Genomic DNA, 16,408 nt, shown 5'->3' on the forward strand with positions numbered 1-16,408 from the left:
ACGATCTCGGAAGGCGTACTGGTCAACGTGATGACACAAGCGGGCTACCGGGCAGCTAGAGACATGACCGGCAAGGATTATGTGCTGGACAATTTAACGACTTATTTTATTAGACCCGTACAGATAGAGGATGCTGTCGTTCTTCGTCCGTTGTTGCTTGAGATGAGTCGCCGTACCTGCAAGCTAGAAATTGCAATTTCACGGGAAAATCATTTGGTATGCAAAGCAGTGATGACGCTTCAATCCATTGAACATGGTTAGTCTACCAATGGATTGGAGCAAGGTGTGAAGGCGAATAGATCGACTTAGTGGCTTTCAGGCAATCTTTCTTTTGCTTCCAGCCAAATTTGCAGCACACCTTCCATTACAAGCATCGTTTTGACCTGGATCGTATACTCCTTGTCACGAACGGTGTATTTTTTTTGGTGCAGCAACATACGTACCAGCTTGCTGTCAGAGTCAATCTCAAACATATCTCTGCCACGCAGCACCTCCAGATCACGACTGACACGGCGCAGAAGTTCCTTTAGGTTAATAGAATCAATTTTTTCGGCCGAAGCTTCCTCCGGAATCAGCTTGATCTCTTTGACAACGGTTTGGCGCTTGCTGTATTTGCGCAATGTTTTGTTGTCCTCCTCGGCTTGCTGGAGCTGGAATTGAAGATCCTGGTTGTTCGTCCATAGCTGATTGAAGCTGGCATGCCAGATGGCATTGTAGATCATTCCTCCCGTAATCATACCGAGTACAAAGACGGAGGATAATTGCATAAAAGGGCGCAGGCGCTCAAAAGGGGGGACTCTCATAGTCGTTTCACCTCACGGCCGTCCGTTGCCGCATACCCACTTGACCAGCTCTGCACCCATATGAGCGCCTAAAAAGGCGAAAATCAAATACAATATCTGCTTAATGGCAGGTGACAAATTACCATCCAACATATTGCTTTCAATGACCCGGATCGGGTCCATCGTCCCCCCCACAGCAGCGGCAAGCGCCCATATTTTAATTCTTCCAGCAACCTCCAGCATCGTCTGGGTAGGCGGCTGAAGCGATACCACAGCTCCCATTCCGCCGAGCATGGCTCCCCCGAGCACGATGCCGAAGGCAATGAAGAAGTCGAGAATCGCTTTGGATATAAAAGTGCTCATGCTCTTTTCCTCCTTAGGTATACGAATCAGGACCGCGCTTGTCCGCCGAGGTCTGTACTTTTATTCTATGGGCGCTACTAACGCGGATATGATAAAATAGTTTGAAGAAAATCAAGCGGTGAAAGGAAGAGAAGCGCATGAGTTCATTTGTGCATTTGCATGTTCATAGCGAGTACAGCCTGCTGGACGGCGCGGCTCGTACCGCGGAGTTGGTCAAACAGGCATCAGCTTACGGAATGAAGGCGCTGGCCCTTACAGATCACGGGGTCATGTACGGTGCCATTCCTTTTTATAGAGCGTGTGTAGAAAACGGCATTAAGCCGATTATCGGGTGTGAGGCCTATATGACGGCAGGATCGCGCAAGGAGCGTGGCAGCCGGAAGGATCAGCCCATATATCATTTAATTTTGCTCGCCAAAAATAAAACAGGCTATCAAAATCTGATGAAGCTGTGCTCCATCGGCCATTTGGAGGGCTTTCACTACAAGCCGCGCATCGACATGGAGGCTTTGGCTGCCCATCATGAAGGTATCATATGCCTGAGCGCTTGTTTGGGCGGTGAAGTGCCGCAGCATTTACTGCATGGTCGGGAAGCCGAAGCACGACGAGCAGCGGAGCGATATCGTAACATTTTTGGTGATGATTTTTATCTGGAACTCCAGGATCATGGTCTATCGGAGCAAAAACGCGTAAATCCTCTCTTGATCGCACTGGCGAAGGAACTGGATATTCCACTGGTGGCGACGAATGACGTGCATTACTTGACTGAGCCAGATGCAGACGTGCAGGACGTTCTGATCTGTATCGGGACAGGGAAGACAGTTGACGATGAGGAGCGCTTGCGTATACCAACACGTCAGTTGTATCTGAAAAGTCAGGAGGATATGGCTCGTTTATTCCCGCATGTGGCAGAAGCCATCGCCAACACGGTGCGTATTGCTGAAAAATGCGAACTGGAGCTGGAATTCGGTCAATCCATTTTGCCTGAATATCGTCCGCTGCCGGAAGGAATGACCTCTTCGTCCTATTTACGCAATCTGTGTGTGCAAGGGCTGGAGCGTCGCTATGGAAGCGATCCCGGATGGGAGCAACTGGAGGAACGGGAAAGGCTGAACCAACGGCTAAACTATGAGTTAAATACCATTGACAGTATGGGTTTCAGCGATTATTTCCTGATTGTATGGGATTTTATTGCCTTCGCTCATAAGCATAAGATAGCAACGGGACCGGGGCGGGGTTCCTCAGCAGGCAGTTTGGTTGCCTATGTGCTTAACATCACGAATGTCGATCCGATGAAATACAACCTGCTCTTTGAACGGTTTCTGAATCCCGAACGAATTAGTATGCCGGATATAGATATTGATTTTAGTGATGAACGGCGTGACGAGGTTATCGACTATGTAGTACAAAAGTACGGAAATGAGCATGTAGCGCAAATTATTACCTTTGGAACGCTGGCGGCAAGAGCCGCTGTCCGTGACGTCGGTCGTGTAATGAACGTGCCATATGGCGAGGTGGACAAGGCAGCCAAGCTGATTCCGGCGCAGCTAGGCATTAATATCCGTCATGCGTTGGAAATTACCCCGGAGCTGAAAACGCTATATGAAACGAAGCCCAAGACACGTGAACTGCTGGATATGGCGATCAAGGTTGAAGGAATGCCTCGTCATGCTTCGACACATGCAGCAGGTGTTGTCATTTCGCGGACTCCATTGACCGATGCGGTTCCGCTTCAAGAGGGGAGTGAAGGGGTACCTTTGACGCAGTACTCGATGGAAAATCTAGAGCGCATTGGTTTGCTTAAAATGGATTTCCTTGGGCTGCGTACACTCTCCATTATTGAACGGTGCATACACTGGATTGCGGAAGACCATGGAGAAACGCCTGATTTTAGCCGTATTCCCGATAATGATCCACATACCTATGACTTGCTGGGCAAAGGAGATACAGGAGGCGTATTCCAGCTGGAGTCGGCCGGTGTACGCCGGGTACTCAAGGATTTGAAGCCGAGTGTATTCGAGGATATCATTTCTGTCCTGGCTTTGTATCGTCCGGGCCCGATGGGCTTTATTCCTAACTTTATACAGGCCAAGCATGGTCAGATTGAGATTTCTTATCCGCATCCTGACCTGGAACCGATCTTAAAGGACACGTACGGTATTATTGTGTATCAGGAGCAAATCATGCAGATTGCTTCACGCATGGCGGGTTTTTCCCTGGGAGAAGCCGATCTGTTGCGCCGAGCTGTGTCCAAGAAAAAGCGCGAAGTGCTGGATCTGGAGCGCGGGCATTTTGTCGATGGCAGTATCAAGCAGGGATACACGGAGGAGGAGGCCGGAAGGGTTTACGATATGATTGTCCGTTTTGCTGACTACGGCTTCCCGCGTGCCCATGCAGCTGCTTATGGTGTGCTAGCATTTCAGACGGCTTATTTAAAGGCCCATTATCCGGTACAATTTATGGCTTCAATGCTGACAGCGGTGATGGGAAGTCATCGAAAAGTGGCTGAATATGTTGTCGAATGCCGTCGTATGGATATCGCAGTGTTGCCACCTGATGTGAATGAGAGCGGGGTGCTGTTTACTCCGTTACAGCAGGGAGGCATCCGCTTCGGCTTGGCTGCGATTAAAAATGTCGGCACACAGGCGATGGAGAGCATTCTCGCTGTTCGCAAGGAACGGCCTTTCGACAGCCTGCTCGATTTTTGTCGACGTGTCGATTTGCGGGTATGTAATAAGAGAGTAATTGAATCGCTTATTCAGGCAGGGGCTTTTGATTCGTTGACGGGTCATCGGGCACAGTTGCTTGCCATGTTGGATGAAACGGTGGATGCAGCCGTCAAATGGCGCAAGGAACGGGATGACTTGCAAATTGATATGTTTGGTTTTGTGGAAATGCCCAATTGGGATATCGAATATCCAAATGTACCCCAATTTAGTGCCAGCCAGCAATTAGAGCTGGAACGTGAACTGCTGGGACTGTATTTATCGGGGCATCCGTTGGATGATTTTGAGTCGCTGTTGGAAAGCAGCGAGGCGGATCGTTTGATGGAGCTGGGCGATGTCCCCGATGAAACGGTTGTTGTGACTGCAGGCATGGTAGTGTCACTCAAAACGATTACGACCAAGCAGGGTAAGGCTATGGCCTTTATTGAGCTGGAGGATCAGATTGAGCGCTGTGAGGTTGTGCTGTTTCCTGAGGTATGGAAGCGAAGCCAGCAGTGGATTGAAAAGGGAGCTTTGCTTACGCTTCGAGCCAAGATGCAGCAGCAGGACGAGCACTTCAAGCTCCTTGCGGATGAGACCGCCCCGCTGGCGGAAGACTCGCTGGCACGGCTCCTCCAGCGCCGACGTGCCAGTACGCGCTCGTCCGCCCCTGGAACATCCGTGCCAGCTGCTGGCCCTGCTGCTGGCGGCCCGGGTGGGAGAGCGTCGCGTATGTCGTCTCCGCCTTCGACAGCCACTGCATCTGCTTCGCCTCAACCGAAGGCGGCCCGTCCTGTGACGGCTACTTCACCGCGCGGAGCCGAAGCGGCTCGCGGTGAGCAGGTGCCGGGCCCGCGCAGCGTGGAGTCGACCACTCGTCAGCGGGTGTTTGTCAAAATCACCCGCCATGCCGAGGAGGACGCCAGCTTGCTGGTCAGTCTCAAGGCACTGCTACAGGAGCATCCCGGTGCTATGCCTACCGTACTTTTTTATGAGAGCAACCAGCGTCTGCTGGCGTTGAGCGATGCTTACAACATTAAGCCTTCTCCTCAGCTGTTTGATCAAATGGAGTCGATGTTGGGTGAAGGCGCGGTGAGAGTCAAATGATAGGCACACAGCAAACCGCCCTTATTGTAACAGTTTAATGAACATTTTCCTTCCCTCCCGCATACACTTGGAAAACTGGCGGAACAGGAGATTCAACACGTACCCTGCACCATAAGGTCCCGTACGGTGAAAGAATAGAACTGCACGGTGAAAGCGGGAGGGAAATTATGTCCTATGAATATGCAGAAACTTTGTTAAATCGCAGAGGCATTCGGATCGAGTCCATTGCGGACATTGTTTTTCAGCTTCAGCTAAAATATTATCCTCATTTGACGATGGAAGAATGTATAGACAGTGTCAAAGCGGTTTTGCAAAAGCGCGAGGTTCAATATACGTTGCTCACAGGTATTGCGCTTGATGAACTGGCCGAAAAAAAACTTCTCCCCCAGCCATTGCAAGCCATTATGGAGGCTGACGAACCGCTGTACGGAGTGGACGAGACATTGGCTCTTGGAATTACGAGTGTGTACGGTATGATCGGCTTAACCAGTTTTGGTTATCTGGATAAGGAAAAGACGGGGATTATTGAACAGCTGAACCAAAAAGGCAGTGGTATTCATGTGTTTTTAGACGATCTTGTCGCCGGACTGGCTGCCGCTGCTTCTTCGCGCATTGCACATCGGAGCCTCCATGCTAAGCATTATCCTGCATCATTGGACGCTTAATTGACCTGTGTGGACAGAGTTGATGATTTTCTAGGCCCTCCGACGGAACTTGAATGATCAGGAGGGCTTTTGTTGCGGGAAAAAAGTAAGGTATGTTATCATGAGTCTATTATATGGGCTCAAAACTTGAGGCTTAGGGGGTAGAAACAAGGCATGTGGACGGTGATTTATATTGCACCGACGGCCAGACTGGCTGACATGATTAAGCTCAAACTGTCTGAAGAAGGTTTTATGGTGCAGGCCCGGGCCATCAGCGCATCCAAGCAACAGTTTGAGATACTTGTGCCTTCGGGTGAAGTCGAAGAAATACAGGAAGTGCTTAATTCGATTTTGCGCCCTTGAGTCCGGAACGGCGGAAGTGATACAGCAGCATGAGTGGAACAAAGGATGCACGATCGGCGGTAATGTTTTAGTAACAGGCGTTGACGTGTGTATGAACATAATGCTTAGAGGTGCCGCATAGACGGCAGAGGACCTTGTATCGGTTACGGCTGACAAATAAACGGCTGGAGAGGTGTAGTTGTGTTTAAAGATTTATTCCAAAAGAAGCGTAAATACGCGACCATCCCTTCGGAACGGGCGCTGAGCGGCGATCAAGCGGACATGCCGGATCGTCCCAAACGGGAAATTCCCGAAGGTCTTATGACCAAATGTGGCAAGTGCGGAAGTATTCAATACAGCAAAGAACTAGAGAAAAATTTGAAAGTGTGTCCGGTGTGCGGATACCATATGCGTTTGAATGCAATGGATCGCATTCGCATGGTGCTCGACGAAGACACATTTACGGAATATGATGCAGATATGATTTCGGTTGACCCGCTGGACTTTCCGGGATATGCGAGCAAGCTGGAGCAACAGACCCTGAAATCTGGCTTGCGAGAGGCTGTCGTTACAGGCGACGGCCTTATTTATGGACATCCTGTTGTCGTTGCTGTGATGAGCTTTGACTTTTTTACCGGCAGTATGGGTTCGGTCGTAGGAGAGAAAATTACCCGCGCCATTGAGCAAGCAATAGACAAGCGTCTGCCGCTAATTATTTTCTCAACTTCTGGCGGGGCACGTATGCAGGAAAGTATTTTAAGCTTGATGCAGATGGCCAAAACAAGTGCTGCTCTTGCTCGTCTGGATGAGCAGGGCTTGCTCTATATTTCTGTTATCACCGACCCGACTACAGGCGGAGTATCCGCCAGCTTTGCTACGCTTGGAGATATTAATATTGCGGAGCCAGGAGCTGTATTCGGCTTTGCAGGGCGTATTGTAATTGAACAGACAATCAGACAGAAGTTGCCGGATGATTTTCAAACATCCGAATTTAATTTGCAGCACGGACAATTGGATATGGTTGTACACCGCAAGGAACTGCGTGATACCCTCGGGCAACTGCTTGATCTGCACAGTGTGAAAGGGGTGGAATAGATGGCTGGTGAATTGCCTTATGAAAAGCCCCTGGTCGAGATGCGACAGAAGATCGAAGAACTCAAGCAATTCGGACAGGATAAGCAAATTGATTTTACAGATGAAATCAACCGTCTCGAGGACCGTTATCTCGAGATGGAAGAAGAAATATATTCGAACATTACAGCACCACAAAAAATGCATTTGGCCCGTCATCATCAAAGACCAACGTCTCTTGATCTGATTGAGCAGGTGTTTACGGACTTTATTGAATTACACGGCGACCGCTTGTTTGGAGACGATCTGGCGGTTGTGGGCGGAATTGCCAAGCTAAATGGTATTCCGGTGACCGTCATTGGTCAACAGCGTGGTAAGGATACGAAAGATAACATTGCACGTTTCTTTGGTAGTGCTCATCCGGAAGGATTTCGTAAAGGCTTGCGTCTGATGCAGCAGGCTGATAAATTCAAACGCCCTATTATTACATTCATTGATACGAAGGGCGCTTATCCGGGTAATACAGCAGAGGAGAGAGGTCAATCGGAAGCGATTGCCCGCAACTTGCGGGAGATGGCAAAGCTTTCGGTGCCTGTTATTTGTGTGGTCATCGGCGAGGGTGGAAGCGGCGGTGCGCTTGCGTTTGCAGTTGGTAACCGTGTGCTGATGCTGGAACATGCCATTTATTCGGCCATTTCTCCAAACGGTGCTGCCTCGATTCTATGGAAAGATGCTTCCAAGGCCGATCAGGCAGCTGAAGCCATGAAGATCACGGCTAATGACCTCCTGCGCATGGAAATTATCGAGGATATTGTGCCGGAGCCGAAAGGGGGCGCGCATCGTAATTATGAAGTGACCGCTGCCGCAATCAAGGAGCTATTGGAACGTCATTTGGCAGACCTTACGAATATGAGCTGCGATGAATTGAGGGAAGATCGGTATCAAAAATTCCGAAAAATAGGTCAATACACCTTCTTGAAGTCTTCGGAATCTGAGCCTATGTTGTAATACGCTGTAAACGGGTAACAATAAATATGACGAACTTCCTATACAAATAGGAAAAAGTGTAGTAGATTTAATTGTTGGAAAAAGATATAAAGAGTAGCACCTTTGAAAACGGAGGAAAAACCCAAATGCGCAAAACTAAGATTGTATGTACCATCGGTCCTTCCAGTGAGTCATTGGAAAATGTGAAGAAACTGATTTTGGCTGGTATGAACGTAGCCCGCCTGAATTTCTCTCACGGTGATTTCGAGGAGCATGGCAACCGGATTAAAAACATCCGTCAAGCTTGTAAGGAGCTTAACAAGAACGTTGCTATTTTGCTCGATACGAAGGGGCCGGAAATCCGGACAGGAAAGCTCGAAGTTGAACCTATTGAGCTTGTTCAGGACGAGTTCATTACGCTGACAACGGAAGAAATTCTCGGTACGCAAGATCGTATTTCTATTACGTACAAAGATCTTCCCTCGGACGTGGAGCCCGGCTCCACCATTCTGATCGACGATGGTCTGATCGGACTCACCGTTATTGAAGTATCAGGCACTGAAATCAAATGCCGCATTGTTAATGGCGGAACGATCAAGAGCAAGAAGGGCGTTAACGTTCCAGGCGTCGCTATTTCTTTGCCTGGTATTACGGAAAAAGATGCTAATGATATCATTTTCGGTATTGAGCAGGACATTGATTTCATCGCGGCTTCTTTTGTTCGTAAAGCAAGTGATGTGCTGGAAATTCGTGAATTGCTGGCGAAACACAACGCAAGTCATATTCAAATCATCTCCAAAATAGAAAATCAGCAAGGTGTTGACAACCTGGATGAAATTTTGGAAGCTTCGGATGGCCTGATGGTTGCTCGTGGTGACCTTGGTGTGGAAATTCCTGCTGAAGAAGTGCCTCTGGCGCAAAAATTGATGATTAACAAATGTAATGTAGCTGGCAAGCCTGTTATTACGGCAACACAAATGCTGGATTCCATGCAACGTAACCCGCGTCCGACTCGTGCGGAAGCAAGTGACGTGGCGAATGCTATTTTTGACGGAACAGACGCAATTATGCTGTCCGGCGAAACAGCTGCGGGTAAATATCCGGTAGAATCCGTATTGACGATGTCACGTATTGCAGAAAAAGCTGAGTCTTCTTTGAACTACCGTGATTTGTTCAAAAAACAAAGAACAGCTCAAGAAATTAGTATTACAGAAGCAATCAGCCAATCCGTTTCTATTTCTGCACTTGACCTGCATGCTAAAGCGATTTTGACGTCCACACAAAGCGGAACAACGGCGCGTATGATTTCTAAATACCGTCCTGAAGCTCCGATTGTTGCTGTTACAACACAGGAAAGAACAGTTCGCCGTTTGGCTCTGATCTGGGGTGTACATGCAGTACAAGGCAGACCAGTCGTTGACACAACAGATAGTCTGTTTGACAATGCGCTGGAAGGCGGTCGCAAATCTGGCCTCGTTAAAGAGGGCGATTTGGTTGTGATTACTGCGGGCGTACCTCTTGGTGATTCCGGTTCTACGAACCTGATCAAAATTAGCTGCGTTCCAGCACAAGCGTAATTAAAGTCTCGAAATAATACCGAGGCTGTATGTATTCGTTACAACAAGCAAAAGAGCATTCAAGTCAATAAGACTTGGATGCTCTTTTTTATGTTCTCTAGCTTTTCATTTCCAGTCCTTCTCGTCGTATGAAATCAAGGAATGCCTGTTGCGTCAAGTTCATGTGTGTATCTTGTTGGTACACGATGTTTATTTGATAATGACTCCTTTTGTTATCAGCCTCGGGATAAGGAAGCCATTCCACCGAGGGAACAGCATTTTCATTATTATCGACTCCACTTGCAGGAAAGAAGGCAAGCGCTTCTCCGCCGCTTACGACTTGCTTTACCGCTTCCCAAGAGTTGATTTCCAGATGAGGCTTAACTAGCGAGGAATACTGATCTACAACTGATGAACCGCTATATTTCACCCATGTGTGCTTGTCCAGCATATCGGGTCCATCGAACTCCTCTGATATGGATGCAGGTGCAAGTGCAGATGCAGAACGGATAACTCCTACTTGATCTGAAGCCACTGGCTCTGCCACCGTATACTCTGAAAGAGAATCTCTATCGTCGAGAAAAGCAAAATCAATTTCTCCCTGTTTCAGTAGCTGCTTAATGGCATCCGGGGATTGAATCTCCAACTGAATACGACAATCTGGATATCGTTGAGCAAACTTAGCCATCAAAGTGGGGAGGAGATACGTACCTGATATCGACTCTGCACTCAGATGTAATTGACCCTGTGACTCTTCTGTCAGTTCATCTACAGCTTGTCTAGCTTCTTGCTCCAGAGAGATGATCTGCTTTGCGTAAGGTAATAATTTTTTTCCAGCTTCCGTTAGCATAATCCTGCCTTGTTGAAGAGAGAATAGGGAAACACCCATTTCCTTTTCCAAGCTTTTCATATGAAAGCTGACGGTAGGTTGTTTGACTTGCAAAGCTTCGGCCACATCCGTCGCCTTATGGAATTTGTCGATCAGCATCAAGATACGCAATTTTAGAATATTCATGGAATCCAGCAGCTCTCCTTATATGTCATTCATATGTGAATTTCAAACTATAGATTAATTATATACCGAAAAATAATTTATCTATCAATATTTTATATTTGTTTTACAAAACCACGTCGTTCGTCTAACATTCCAGGCCTACAATGTAAAAGTGTTGATGGTCATAAATAAAAAACCGTCACTTAACTAAGGGGAGGACAATAAAAAATGTTGAAAAAATGGCCGTTCATTCTGATGACTCTCACCATGGTATTTGCACTTGCTGCTTGCGGATCAGGTAACAATGCTGCACCACAAGGAGAAGCTGCTACAGGAACAGACAATAAAGCAGCTGCTGAACTGACAGGAAATATTCTGGCTGTTGGCTCCACTGCACTTCAACCATTGGTAGAGCAAGCGGGACAAAAATTTATGGCTGTCGATAAATATAAAGGCATTGCAGTTCAAGTACAGGGCGGCGGTAGCGGTACTGGCTTGACTCAAGTTTCCGGCGGACAAGCGGACATCGGTAACTCCGACGTGTTTGCAAAAGAAAAACTGGAGAGCGGCGCAGATGAACTGGTCGATCACCAAGTAGCTGTTGTAGCCATGTCAGCGGTAGCGAATCCTAAAGTAGGCGTTACAGACCTGAAAAAAGATCAATTGGTACAAATCTTTACAGGTAAAATCACGAACTGGAAAGAAGTTGGCGGTGCAGATCAAAAAATCGTTATCGTAAACCGTCCAAGCAGCTCCGGTACTCGTGCAACATTTGAAAAATACGCATTGGGACAAAAAACGGAAGATCTGCCGGGCTCCATTCAAGAAGATTCCTCCGGTACTGTGAAAAAGCTGATTGCTGAAACACCGGGTGCGATTGGTTATCTGGCTCTGTCCTACATCGACAACACAGTAACTACTTTGAAATATGATGGCGTTGAAGCTAACGTTGAAAATGTAGAACAAGGTAAATATCCAGTATGGGCTTACGAGCATATGTACACTAAAGGTGAGCCAAAAGAGCATGTAAAAGCATTCCTTGACTACATTCTGTCAGATGAAATCCAAAAAACGGATGTAAGGAGAGTCACACCTCCTGTTCGATGAACGCAGCTAACGCGAGTATATTCACGAAGAAGAGGCGGACTTGCGTCCTGCCTCTATTCTTCGGTTAAAGGAGTTACAGTATGGAACCAATTGAAGGGAAGGCATACATGGAACAGAATAAACGATCCCGAGTTATGAAAGAAAGACATTACTGGGAAGAATGGACCGGCCGCATATATACGTCGGTTTGTGTCGTTTTTTTAGTTGCAGTCATTGTCTCCATCGTATATTTTGTTGCCTCCAAAGGTGTAGCTACATTTGCGGTGAATGGAGTCAGTCTGCGAGAGTTTTTCTTTGGAACCAAATGGAGCCCGGATGGCGAGCCTAAGTCCTTCGGCGCGCTTCCGTTTATTACGGGTTCTTTTGCAGTAACCATACTGGCGGCTTTAATTGCCAGTCCGCTCAGCTTATGTGCAGCTTTATTTATGACGGAAATCGTGCCGAAATCGGGTAAACGTATCCTTCAACCCGCGATTGAATTATTATCCGGTATTCCGTCGGTTGTATATGGCTTTGTCGGCTTGACCGTCATCGTCCCGCTGCTGCGGAACGTGTTTGGAGGACAAGGCATCGGCATTCTGGCAGGCTGCCTAGTGTTGTCAGTCATGATTTTGCCGACGATTACGAGTATTATGGCGGATGCGTTGTCTTCCTTACCGGGGGGGCTGCGTGAATCCTCTTATGCTTTGGGTGCTACCCGCTGGCAGACAATTGCCCGTGTTATTATTCCGACGCTGCTGCCTGCTCTTTTAACAGGAATTATTCTCGGTATGGCTCGTGCCTTCGGGGAAGCGTTGGCTGTACAGATGGTAATCGGGAATGCTCCGCACATACCGCATTCCTTGCTGGAATCCGCTTCGACCTTGACCAGCGTCATTACACTTAGCATGGGGAATACAGCGATGGGCTCCGTTCATAACAATGCTCTCTGGAGCATGGCGCTTGTTCTTCTGCTCATGACATTCATTTTCGTGCTGCTGGTAAGGCTGCTTGAAAGGAGAAACCGGGTTTGATGAAAGCTAAAACGACCGACAAGATCGCTACATTTGTAATCTGTTTCTTCGCCTTGTTCATTGTTGCGCTTTTGGTGGGATTACTGGGCTTCATTTTGGCCCGCGGAGTCAGTCATATTTCTTTTGACTTTTTAACCAGTGCTCCCCAAACATTACGTGCAGGCGGTGGCATTGGCCCACAACTATTTAATTCCGTATTTTTGTTAATCTTAACTTTGATTATCACCATTCCGATTGGCTGGGGCGCAGGTATTTACATGGCGCAATATGCAAAGCCGGGGAAAATTACGGACTTTATACGACTTGTCGTCGAAGTATTGTCCTCCTTCCCGTCTATCGTCATCGGATTGTTTGGACTACTACTTATCGTAAATACGTTTGATTTTGGCTTTTCCCTCTTATCAGGAGCCTTGGCTTTGGCCGTATTCAACCTGCCGCTGATGGTTCGCACAACTGAGCAGGCTTTCCGAGCTGTGCCGAAGGAGCAAAAGGAAGCTGGACTCGCGCTTGGATTATCCAAATGGAAAATCATCACCTCCATTTTGTTGCCAGCTGCGCTGCCAAGCTTGATTACGGGTACGATTTTGGCCGCAGGCCGTATTTTCGGGGAAGCCGCCGCACTGCTGTTTACAGCAGGGATGAGTACGCCGCCGCTTGATTTTACCGATTGGAATCCATTGCATGCCAGATCGCCTATTAACCCGATGCGACCTGCTGAAACATTGGCTGTTCATATTTGGAAGGTCAACAGTGAGGGGATTGCTCCTGACTCCAAAGATATTGCTGCAGGCGCTTCTGCCGTACTGGTGCTGCTTGTGCTTGCATTCAACTTGAGTGCAAGATGGTTCGGAAGAGTTGTATACCGCCGTCTGACAGCTGCCAAACGTATGGATTAGAAAGGGGATGGAGAACAATGGAACATGTGATTACGCGAACGGCAAAAACCGCCGCACCAGCAACATCCGTTCAGTCTACGCGTTCGGAACAGCTTGCGGGGCAACCGCCGCATCCGTTCAGTACTGAGGATTTGAGTATTTATTATGGCAGCTTTGAGGCTGTGAAAAAAGTGAATCTGGCCTTTCCCGAGCAGACAGTGACTGCCCTGATCGGGCCTTCCGGCTGCGGTAAATCGACCTTTTTGCGCTCCCTTAATCGGATGAATGATGAGATTGCATCTTCCTCTACAGCGGGTCACATCTGGATGGATGGACAGGATTTGACAGCACCGGAAACGGACGTGATCAAGCTGCGTCAGCAAATTGGCATGGTGTGGCAGCGTCCCAACCCTTTTTACAAATCTATTTACAATAATATCGCCTTCGGTCCCAAATACCGTGGGGTGCGCAAGAAGAAACAGCTTGATGAAATCGTCGAAAGCAGCCTGCGTAAAGCAGCATTATGGGATGAGGTCAAGGATCGCCTTCATGACTCCGCTCTGGCGCTGTCTGGCGGGCAACAGCAGCGGCTTTGCATTGCACGTGCACTATCCGTTCAACCGAAAATTCTATTGCTTGACGAGCCAGCCTCCGCGCTGGACCCTGTGTCTACAGGCAAGGTAGAAGAGCTCATTACCGAATTAAAAAAAGAACTGCGCATCGTTATTGTGACGCACAATATGCAGCAGGCTGCACGAATTTCCGATTATACTGCTTATTTTTATATCGGAAGTCTGGTTGAACATGGGAAAACGAACGATATTTTCACGAATCCTGAAAATGAACTGACTCAGGAGTACATCATGGGTCGATTTGGTTAAGCGATGTTGCTCATCGACCTACTATATATTAGCTGCACGTAAAATCCTCTTACTAATCCAGCGTTAGTAAGAGGATTTTTATTGTTTTCAACATTTTGTAACTTTTTTAATCTATTAGTAAATTAAAATATATTGATCGTTTGGGTATATTTTCATATAATACAACTAACTATTTATCATGCATAAATAGTGGTTTAGTTCCCTTCGCTATCAAAAAGAATCTTCAGCAAGAATATATAGGGTTAAACTGAACGCAATTACCCAACTCAAAATAAGGGAGAGGTTCAAATGAAGAAGAAGATGTGTCCAACCGTAAAGATGTTAGCGCTTTCAAGTTTGGCGATTACAGTAACGTCAGGACTCCTAAGTCCCTCATGGGCTGCGGCACAGGAGATGGTGCCGGCTACATATGATTCAGGACGTGAATCGGCGACTGCTTCTTATGAGCTTACCACAGATTCAGCTGTGGGACGGGACGTTTATGGTGACGATGTAAATTCAGGTGTTTTGGATCGTGAGCAATTATTTGGGCTGTCGGCTGTGGCGAAGCCAACCGCTGTTGTGAATACAGACAGCCTCCTGAACAAAATGCGCGACTTTAGCAAGTTCTCTACGGGGAATACATCCAAGGATACTACACTTGCCTTAAATATTGTATCCTGGCAATTACCACATGGCGGATTCTTCAAAGCTATGGAAAAGAATTATAAATCCAAATGGGATGGCAAAACTGCACGCTCCACATGGAAGAGCAAGGATGGTGTTGAGCTCGGAACGTTTGATAACGAAGCCACGACAACCGAGATTCGCTTTTTGGCAGATGTATACAAAAAAACCAAAAATAAAGACATTAAAAACAGTGTACAAAAAGCAGTCGATTTCGTACTAACCTCTCAATATTCCTCCGGTGGCTGGCCTCAGGTATACCCTAAACGTGGTAATTATTCCGATGCTGTAACTTATAATGATGATGCGATGGTTAGAGTTATGGTTTTGGCTGACGATATTGTGAACAAGAAGCAGCCGTTTGATAGCGACATTTTGGACGATGCATCTCGCTCCAGACTTCAGCAAGCACTAAACAAAGGTATCCAGTACACAATTAAGTCTCAAATTGTAAATAATGGTACACCGACAATCTGGGGTGCACAGCACGATCCGGCTACTTATGCATCTGTTGAAGCCCGGGCATTTGAGCTACCTTCCAAAACAACTACGGAATCAGTAGGCATTACTGCTTTTCTCATGTCCCAGCCGCAAACCGCTGAAGTGAAAAAAGCGGCTCAGAGCGCTTTGAAATGGTTCGACGCGAACCGAATCGACGGTATCAAATACAATCGTCAAGGTCCGGAGTTTTTCCAAAAGGATGCATCGAGCGTAATGTGGTATCGTTTCTATAATGTGGAAGACAATAAGTATTTCTTTTCAGACCGGGATGGCAAAAAGTATACCGACATCATGAAAATTAGTGAGGAAAGACGACTTGGTTACGCCTGGGCGGGAAGCCAGGCTAAGAGCTTGCTTAAGCTGGCTTCGGATAGCGGATATTATAAACTGTCCAAGCCGTTGCCACAATAATAAAGGCATTATTATATATGATTTGCGAGGGTGGACCGGTCGGTCTGCCCTCTTTTTGTTCCTGGGCTGTAAATATGGTTTAATGGAGAGAGGGCAAAATAGAGATAAAGATGCACAAAGATAGGAGAGCTTGTATGACTCAAGAGGAGAAACAAACGGAATTACGCTGGTATGGCGCATCGCTACGTGTCCGTTATCAGGAAAGCGACCAGATGGGGGTCGTATATCATGCAAATTATTTGAACTGGTTTGAGATCGGGCGTACCGAAATGATCCGGCAGGCGGGCTTTAACTATAGGAGCATGGAGGAACGAGGAGTCTTGCTGCCAGTTATTGAAATCAATGCGAAATATGCGAGTCCTGCTCGATATGATGATTTAATTACCATTTATACGGCAATTAC

The 16,408-nt window shown here is 47.3% G+C and carries 16 protein-coding genes; 13 read left to right on the forward strand and 3 right to left on the reverse strand.

Features of this window, described 5'->3' with window-relative positions; genetic code table 11:
- On the forward strand, window positions 1–261 hold a 261-nt coding region (locus tag GRP75_RS10795), incomplete at its 5' end, for a hotdog domain-containing protein (RefSeq protein WP_272917191.1).
- A 44-nt stretch (window positions 262–305) separates the two neighbouring features.
- Here GRP75_RS10795 and GRP75_RS10800 read toward each other — a convergent pair.
- Both GRP75_RS10800 and GRP75_RS10805 read right to left on the reverse strand, forming a co-directional pair.
- The gene (locus GRP75_RS10800) at window positions 306–803 is read right to left on the reverse strand and encodes a sporulation membrane protein YtrI (protein ID WP_023987904.1); all 498 of its coding nucleotides are present in this window, start codon (window positions 801–803) and stop codon (window positions 306–308) included.
- A gap of 12 nt (window positions 804–815) precedes the next feature.
- Window positions 816–1,145: a YtrH family sporulation protein gene (locus GRP75_RS10805; RefSeq protein ID WP_013309582.1), complete on the reverse strand. Its 330-nt coding sequence runs from the start codon at window positions 1,143–1,145 to the stop codon at window positions 816–818.
- 137 nt (window positions 1,146–1,282) lie between these two features.
- Between GRP75_RS10805 and GRP75_RS10810 the strand changes: the two genes are divergently transcribed.
- The 6 genes from GRP75_RS10810 to pyk all read left to right on the forward strand — a co-directional run bounded on the left by GRP75_RS10810 (window position 1,283) and on the right by pyk (window position 9,578).
- Window positions 1,283–4,957, forward strand: coding sequence for a DNA polymerase III subunit alpha (locus tag GRP75_RS10810; protein ID WP_160789318.1), 3,675 nt, complete (start codon window positions 1,283–1,285; stop codon window positions 4,955–4,957).
- Window positions 4,958–5,124: 167 nt separating this feature from the next.
- Window positions 5,125–5,622, forward strand: a complete 498-nt coding sequence (locus GRP75_RS10815; protein ID WP_023987905.1) for a phosphatidylglycerophosphatase A family protein — start codon at window positions 5,125–5,127, stop codon at window positions 5,620–5,622.
- Window positions 5,623–5,775: 153 nt separating this feature from the next.
- Window positions 5,776–5,964 (forward strand): hypothetical protein, encoded by a 189-nt coding sequence (locus GRP75_RS10820; RefSeq protein WP_013309585.1) that lies wholly within the window; start codon window positions 5,776–5,778, stop codon window positions 5,962–5,964.
- A gap of 180 nt (window positions 5,965–6,144) precedes the next feature.
- Entirely contained in the window at window positions 6,145–7,038 is an 894-nt protein-coding gene (gene accD / locus GRP75_RS10825) for an acetyl-CoA carboxylase, carboxyltransferase subunit beta (protein ID WP_013309586.1), read from the forward strand.
- The gene (locus tag GRP75_RS10830; RefSeq protein WP_023987906.1) at window positions 7,039–8,022 is read left to right on the forward strand and encodes an acetyl-CoA carboxylase carboxyltransferase subunit alpha; all 984 of its coding nucleotides are present in this window, start codon (window positions 7,039–7,041) and stop codon (window positions 8,020–8,022) included.
- Window positions 8,023–8,147: 125 nt separating this feature from the next.
- Complete coding sequence (gene pyk, locus GRP75_RS10835; protein WP_023987907.1) at window positions 8,148–9,578, forward strand: pyruvate kinase; 1,431 nt, start codon at window positions 8,148–8,150, stop codon at window positions 9,576–9,578.
- A gap of 97 nt (window positions 9,579–9,675) precedes the next feature.
- On the opposite strand, the gene GRP75_RS10840 is transcribed toward pyk, so the two are convergent.
- Complete coding sequence (locus tag GRP75_RS10840; RefSeq protein WP_160789319.1) at window positions 9,676–10,572, reverse strand: LysR family transcriptional regulator; 897 nt, start codon at window positions 10,570–10,572, stop codon at window positions 9,676–9,678.
- A gap of 207 nt (window positions 10,573–10,779) precedes the next feature.
- On the opposite strand from GRP75_RS10840, the gene GRP75_RS10845 reads away from it, so the two are divergent.
- The 6 genes from GRP75_RS10845 to GRP75_RS10870 form a co-directional block, all read left to right on the forward strand.
- Window positions 10,780–11,658 carry a phosphate ABC transporter substrate-binding protein gene (locus GRP75_RS10845; RefSeq protein ID WP_160789320.1) on the forward strand — a complete coding sequence of 293 codons (879 nt, stop codon included), beginning with the start codon at window positions 10,780–10,782 and terminating at the stop codon, window positions 11,656–11,658.
- Between the two features lie 80 nt (window positions 11,659–11,738).
- On the forward strand, window positions 11,739–12,671 hold the full coding sequence (gene pstC / locus GRP75_RS10850; RefSeq protein ID WP_013370343.1) for a phosphate ABC transporter permease subunit PstC: 933 nt from the start codon (window positions 11,739–11,741) through the stop codon (window positions 12,669–12,671).
- Window positions 12,671–13,567, forward strand: a complete 897-nt coding sequence (gene pstA, locus GRP75_RS10855) for a phosphate ABC transporter permease PstA (protein ID WP_023987910.1) — start codon at window positions 12,671–12,673, stop codon at window positions 13,565–13,567. The genes pstC and pstA overlap by 1 nt, the downstream gene beginning before the upstream one ends.
- 17 nt (window positions 13,568–13,584) lie before the next feature.
- Window positions 13,585–14,427, forward strand: a complete 843-nt coding sequence (gene pstB / locus GRP75_RS10860; RefSeq protein WP_160789321.1) for a phosphate ABC transporter ATP-binding protein PstB — start codon at window positions 13,585–13,587, stop codon at window positions 14,425–14,427.
- A 288-nt stretch (window positions 14,428–14,715) separates the two neighbouring features.
- Window positions 14,716–16,005 (forward strand): pectate lyase, encoded by a 1,290-nt coding sequence (pelA, locus tag GRP75_RS10865; RefSeq protein ID WP_023987912.1) that lies wholly within the window; start codon window positions 14,716–14,718, stop codon window positions 16,003–16,005.
- Between the two features lie 134 nt (window positions 16,006–16,139).
- On the forward strand, window positions 16,140–16,408 hold a 269-nt coding region (locus GRP75_RS10870; protein WP_160789322.1), incomplete at its 3' end, for an acyl-CoA thioesterase.

This window comes from Paenibacillus sp. OT2-17, from assembly GCF_009827695.1.
In the GTDB taxonomy this organism is placed as follows: domain Bacteria; phylum Bacillota; class Bacilli; order Paenibacillales; family Paenibacillaceae; genus Paenibacillus; species Paenibacillus polymyxa_B.

Bases quoted from the DNA above. Each gene is read 5' to 3' on its own strand.
- GRP75_RS10800 (WP_023987904.1), bottom strand. From the start codon at position 803: ATGAGAGTCCCCCCTTTTGAGCGCCTGCGCCCTTTTATGCAATTATCC.
- GRP75_RS10805 (WP_013309582.1), bottom strand. From the start codon at position 1,145: ATGAGCACTTTTATATCCAAAGCGATTCTCGACTTCTTCATTGCCTTC.
- GRP75_RS10810 (WP_160789318.1), top strand. From the start codon at position 1,283: ATGAGTTCATTTGTGCATTTGCATGTTCATAGCGAGTACAGCCTGCTG.
- GRP75_RS10815 (WP_023987905.1), top strand. From the start codon at position 5,125: ATGTCCTATGAATATGCAGAAACTTTGTTAAATCGCAGAGGCATTCGG.
- GRP75_RS10820 (WP_013309585.1), top strand. From the start codon at position 5,776: ATGTGGACGGTGATTTATATTGCACCGACGGCCAGACTGGCTGACATG.
- GRP75_RS10830 (WP_023987906.1), top strand. From the start codon at position 7,039: ATGGCTGGTGAATTGCCTTATGAAAAGCCCCTGGTCGAGATGCGACAG.
- pyk (WP_023987907.1), top strand. From the start codon at position 8,148: ATGCGCAAAACTAAGATTGTATGTACCATCGGTCCTTCCAGTGAGTCA.
- GRP75_RS10840 (WP_160789319.1), bottom strand. From the start codon at position 10,572: ATGAATATTCTAAAATTGCGTATCTTGATGCTGATCGACAAATTCCAT.
- GRP75_RS10845 (WP_160789320.1), top strand. From the start codon at position 10,780: ATGTTGAAAAAATGGCCGTTCATTCTGATGACTCTCACCATGGTATTT.
- pstC (WP_013370343.1), top strand. From the start codon at position 11,739: ATGGAACCAATTGAAGGGAAGGCATACATGGAACAGAATAAACGATCC.
- pstA (WP_023987910.1), top strand. From the start codon at position 12,671: ATGAAAGCTAAAACGACCGACAAGATCGCTACATTTGTAATCTGTTTC.
- pstB (WP_160789321.1), top strand. From the start codon at position 13,585: ATGGAACATGTGATTACGCGAACGGCAAAAACCGCCGCACCAGCAACA.
- pelA (WP_023987912.1), top strand. From the start codon at position 14,716: ATGAAGAAGAAGATGTGTCCAACCGTAAAGATGTTAGCGCTTTCAAGT.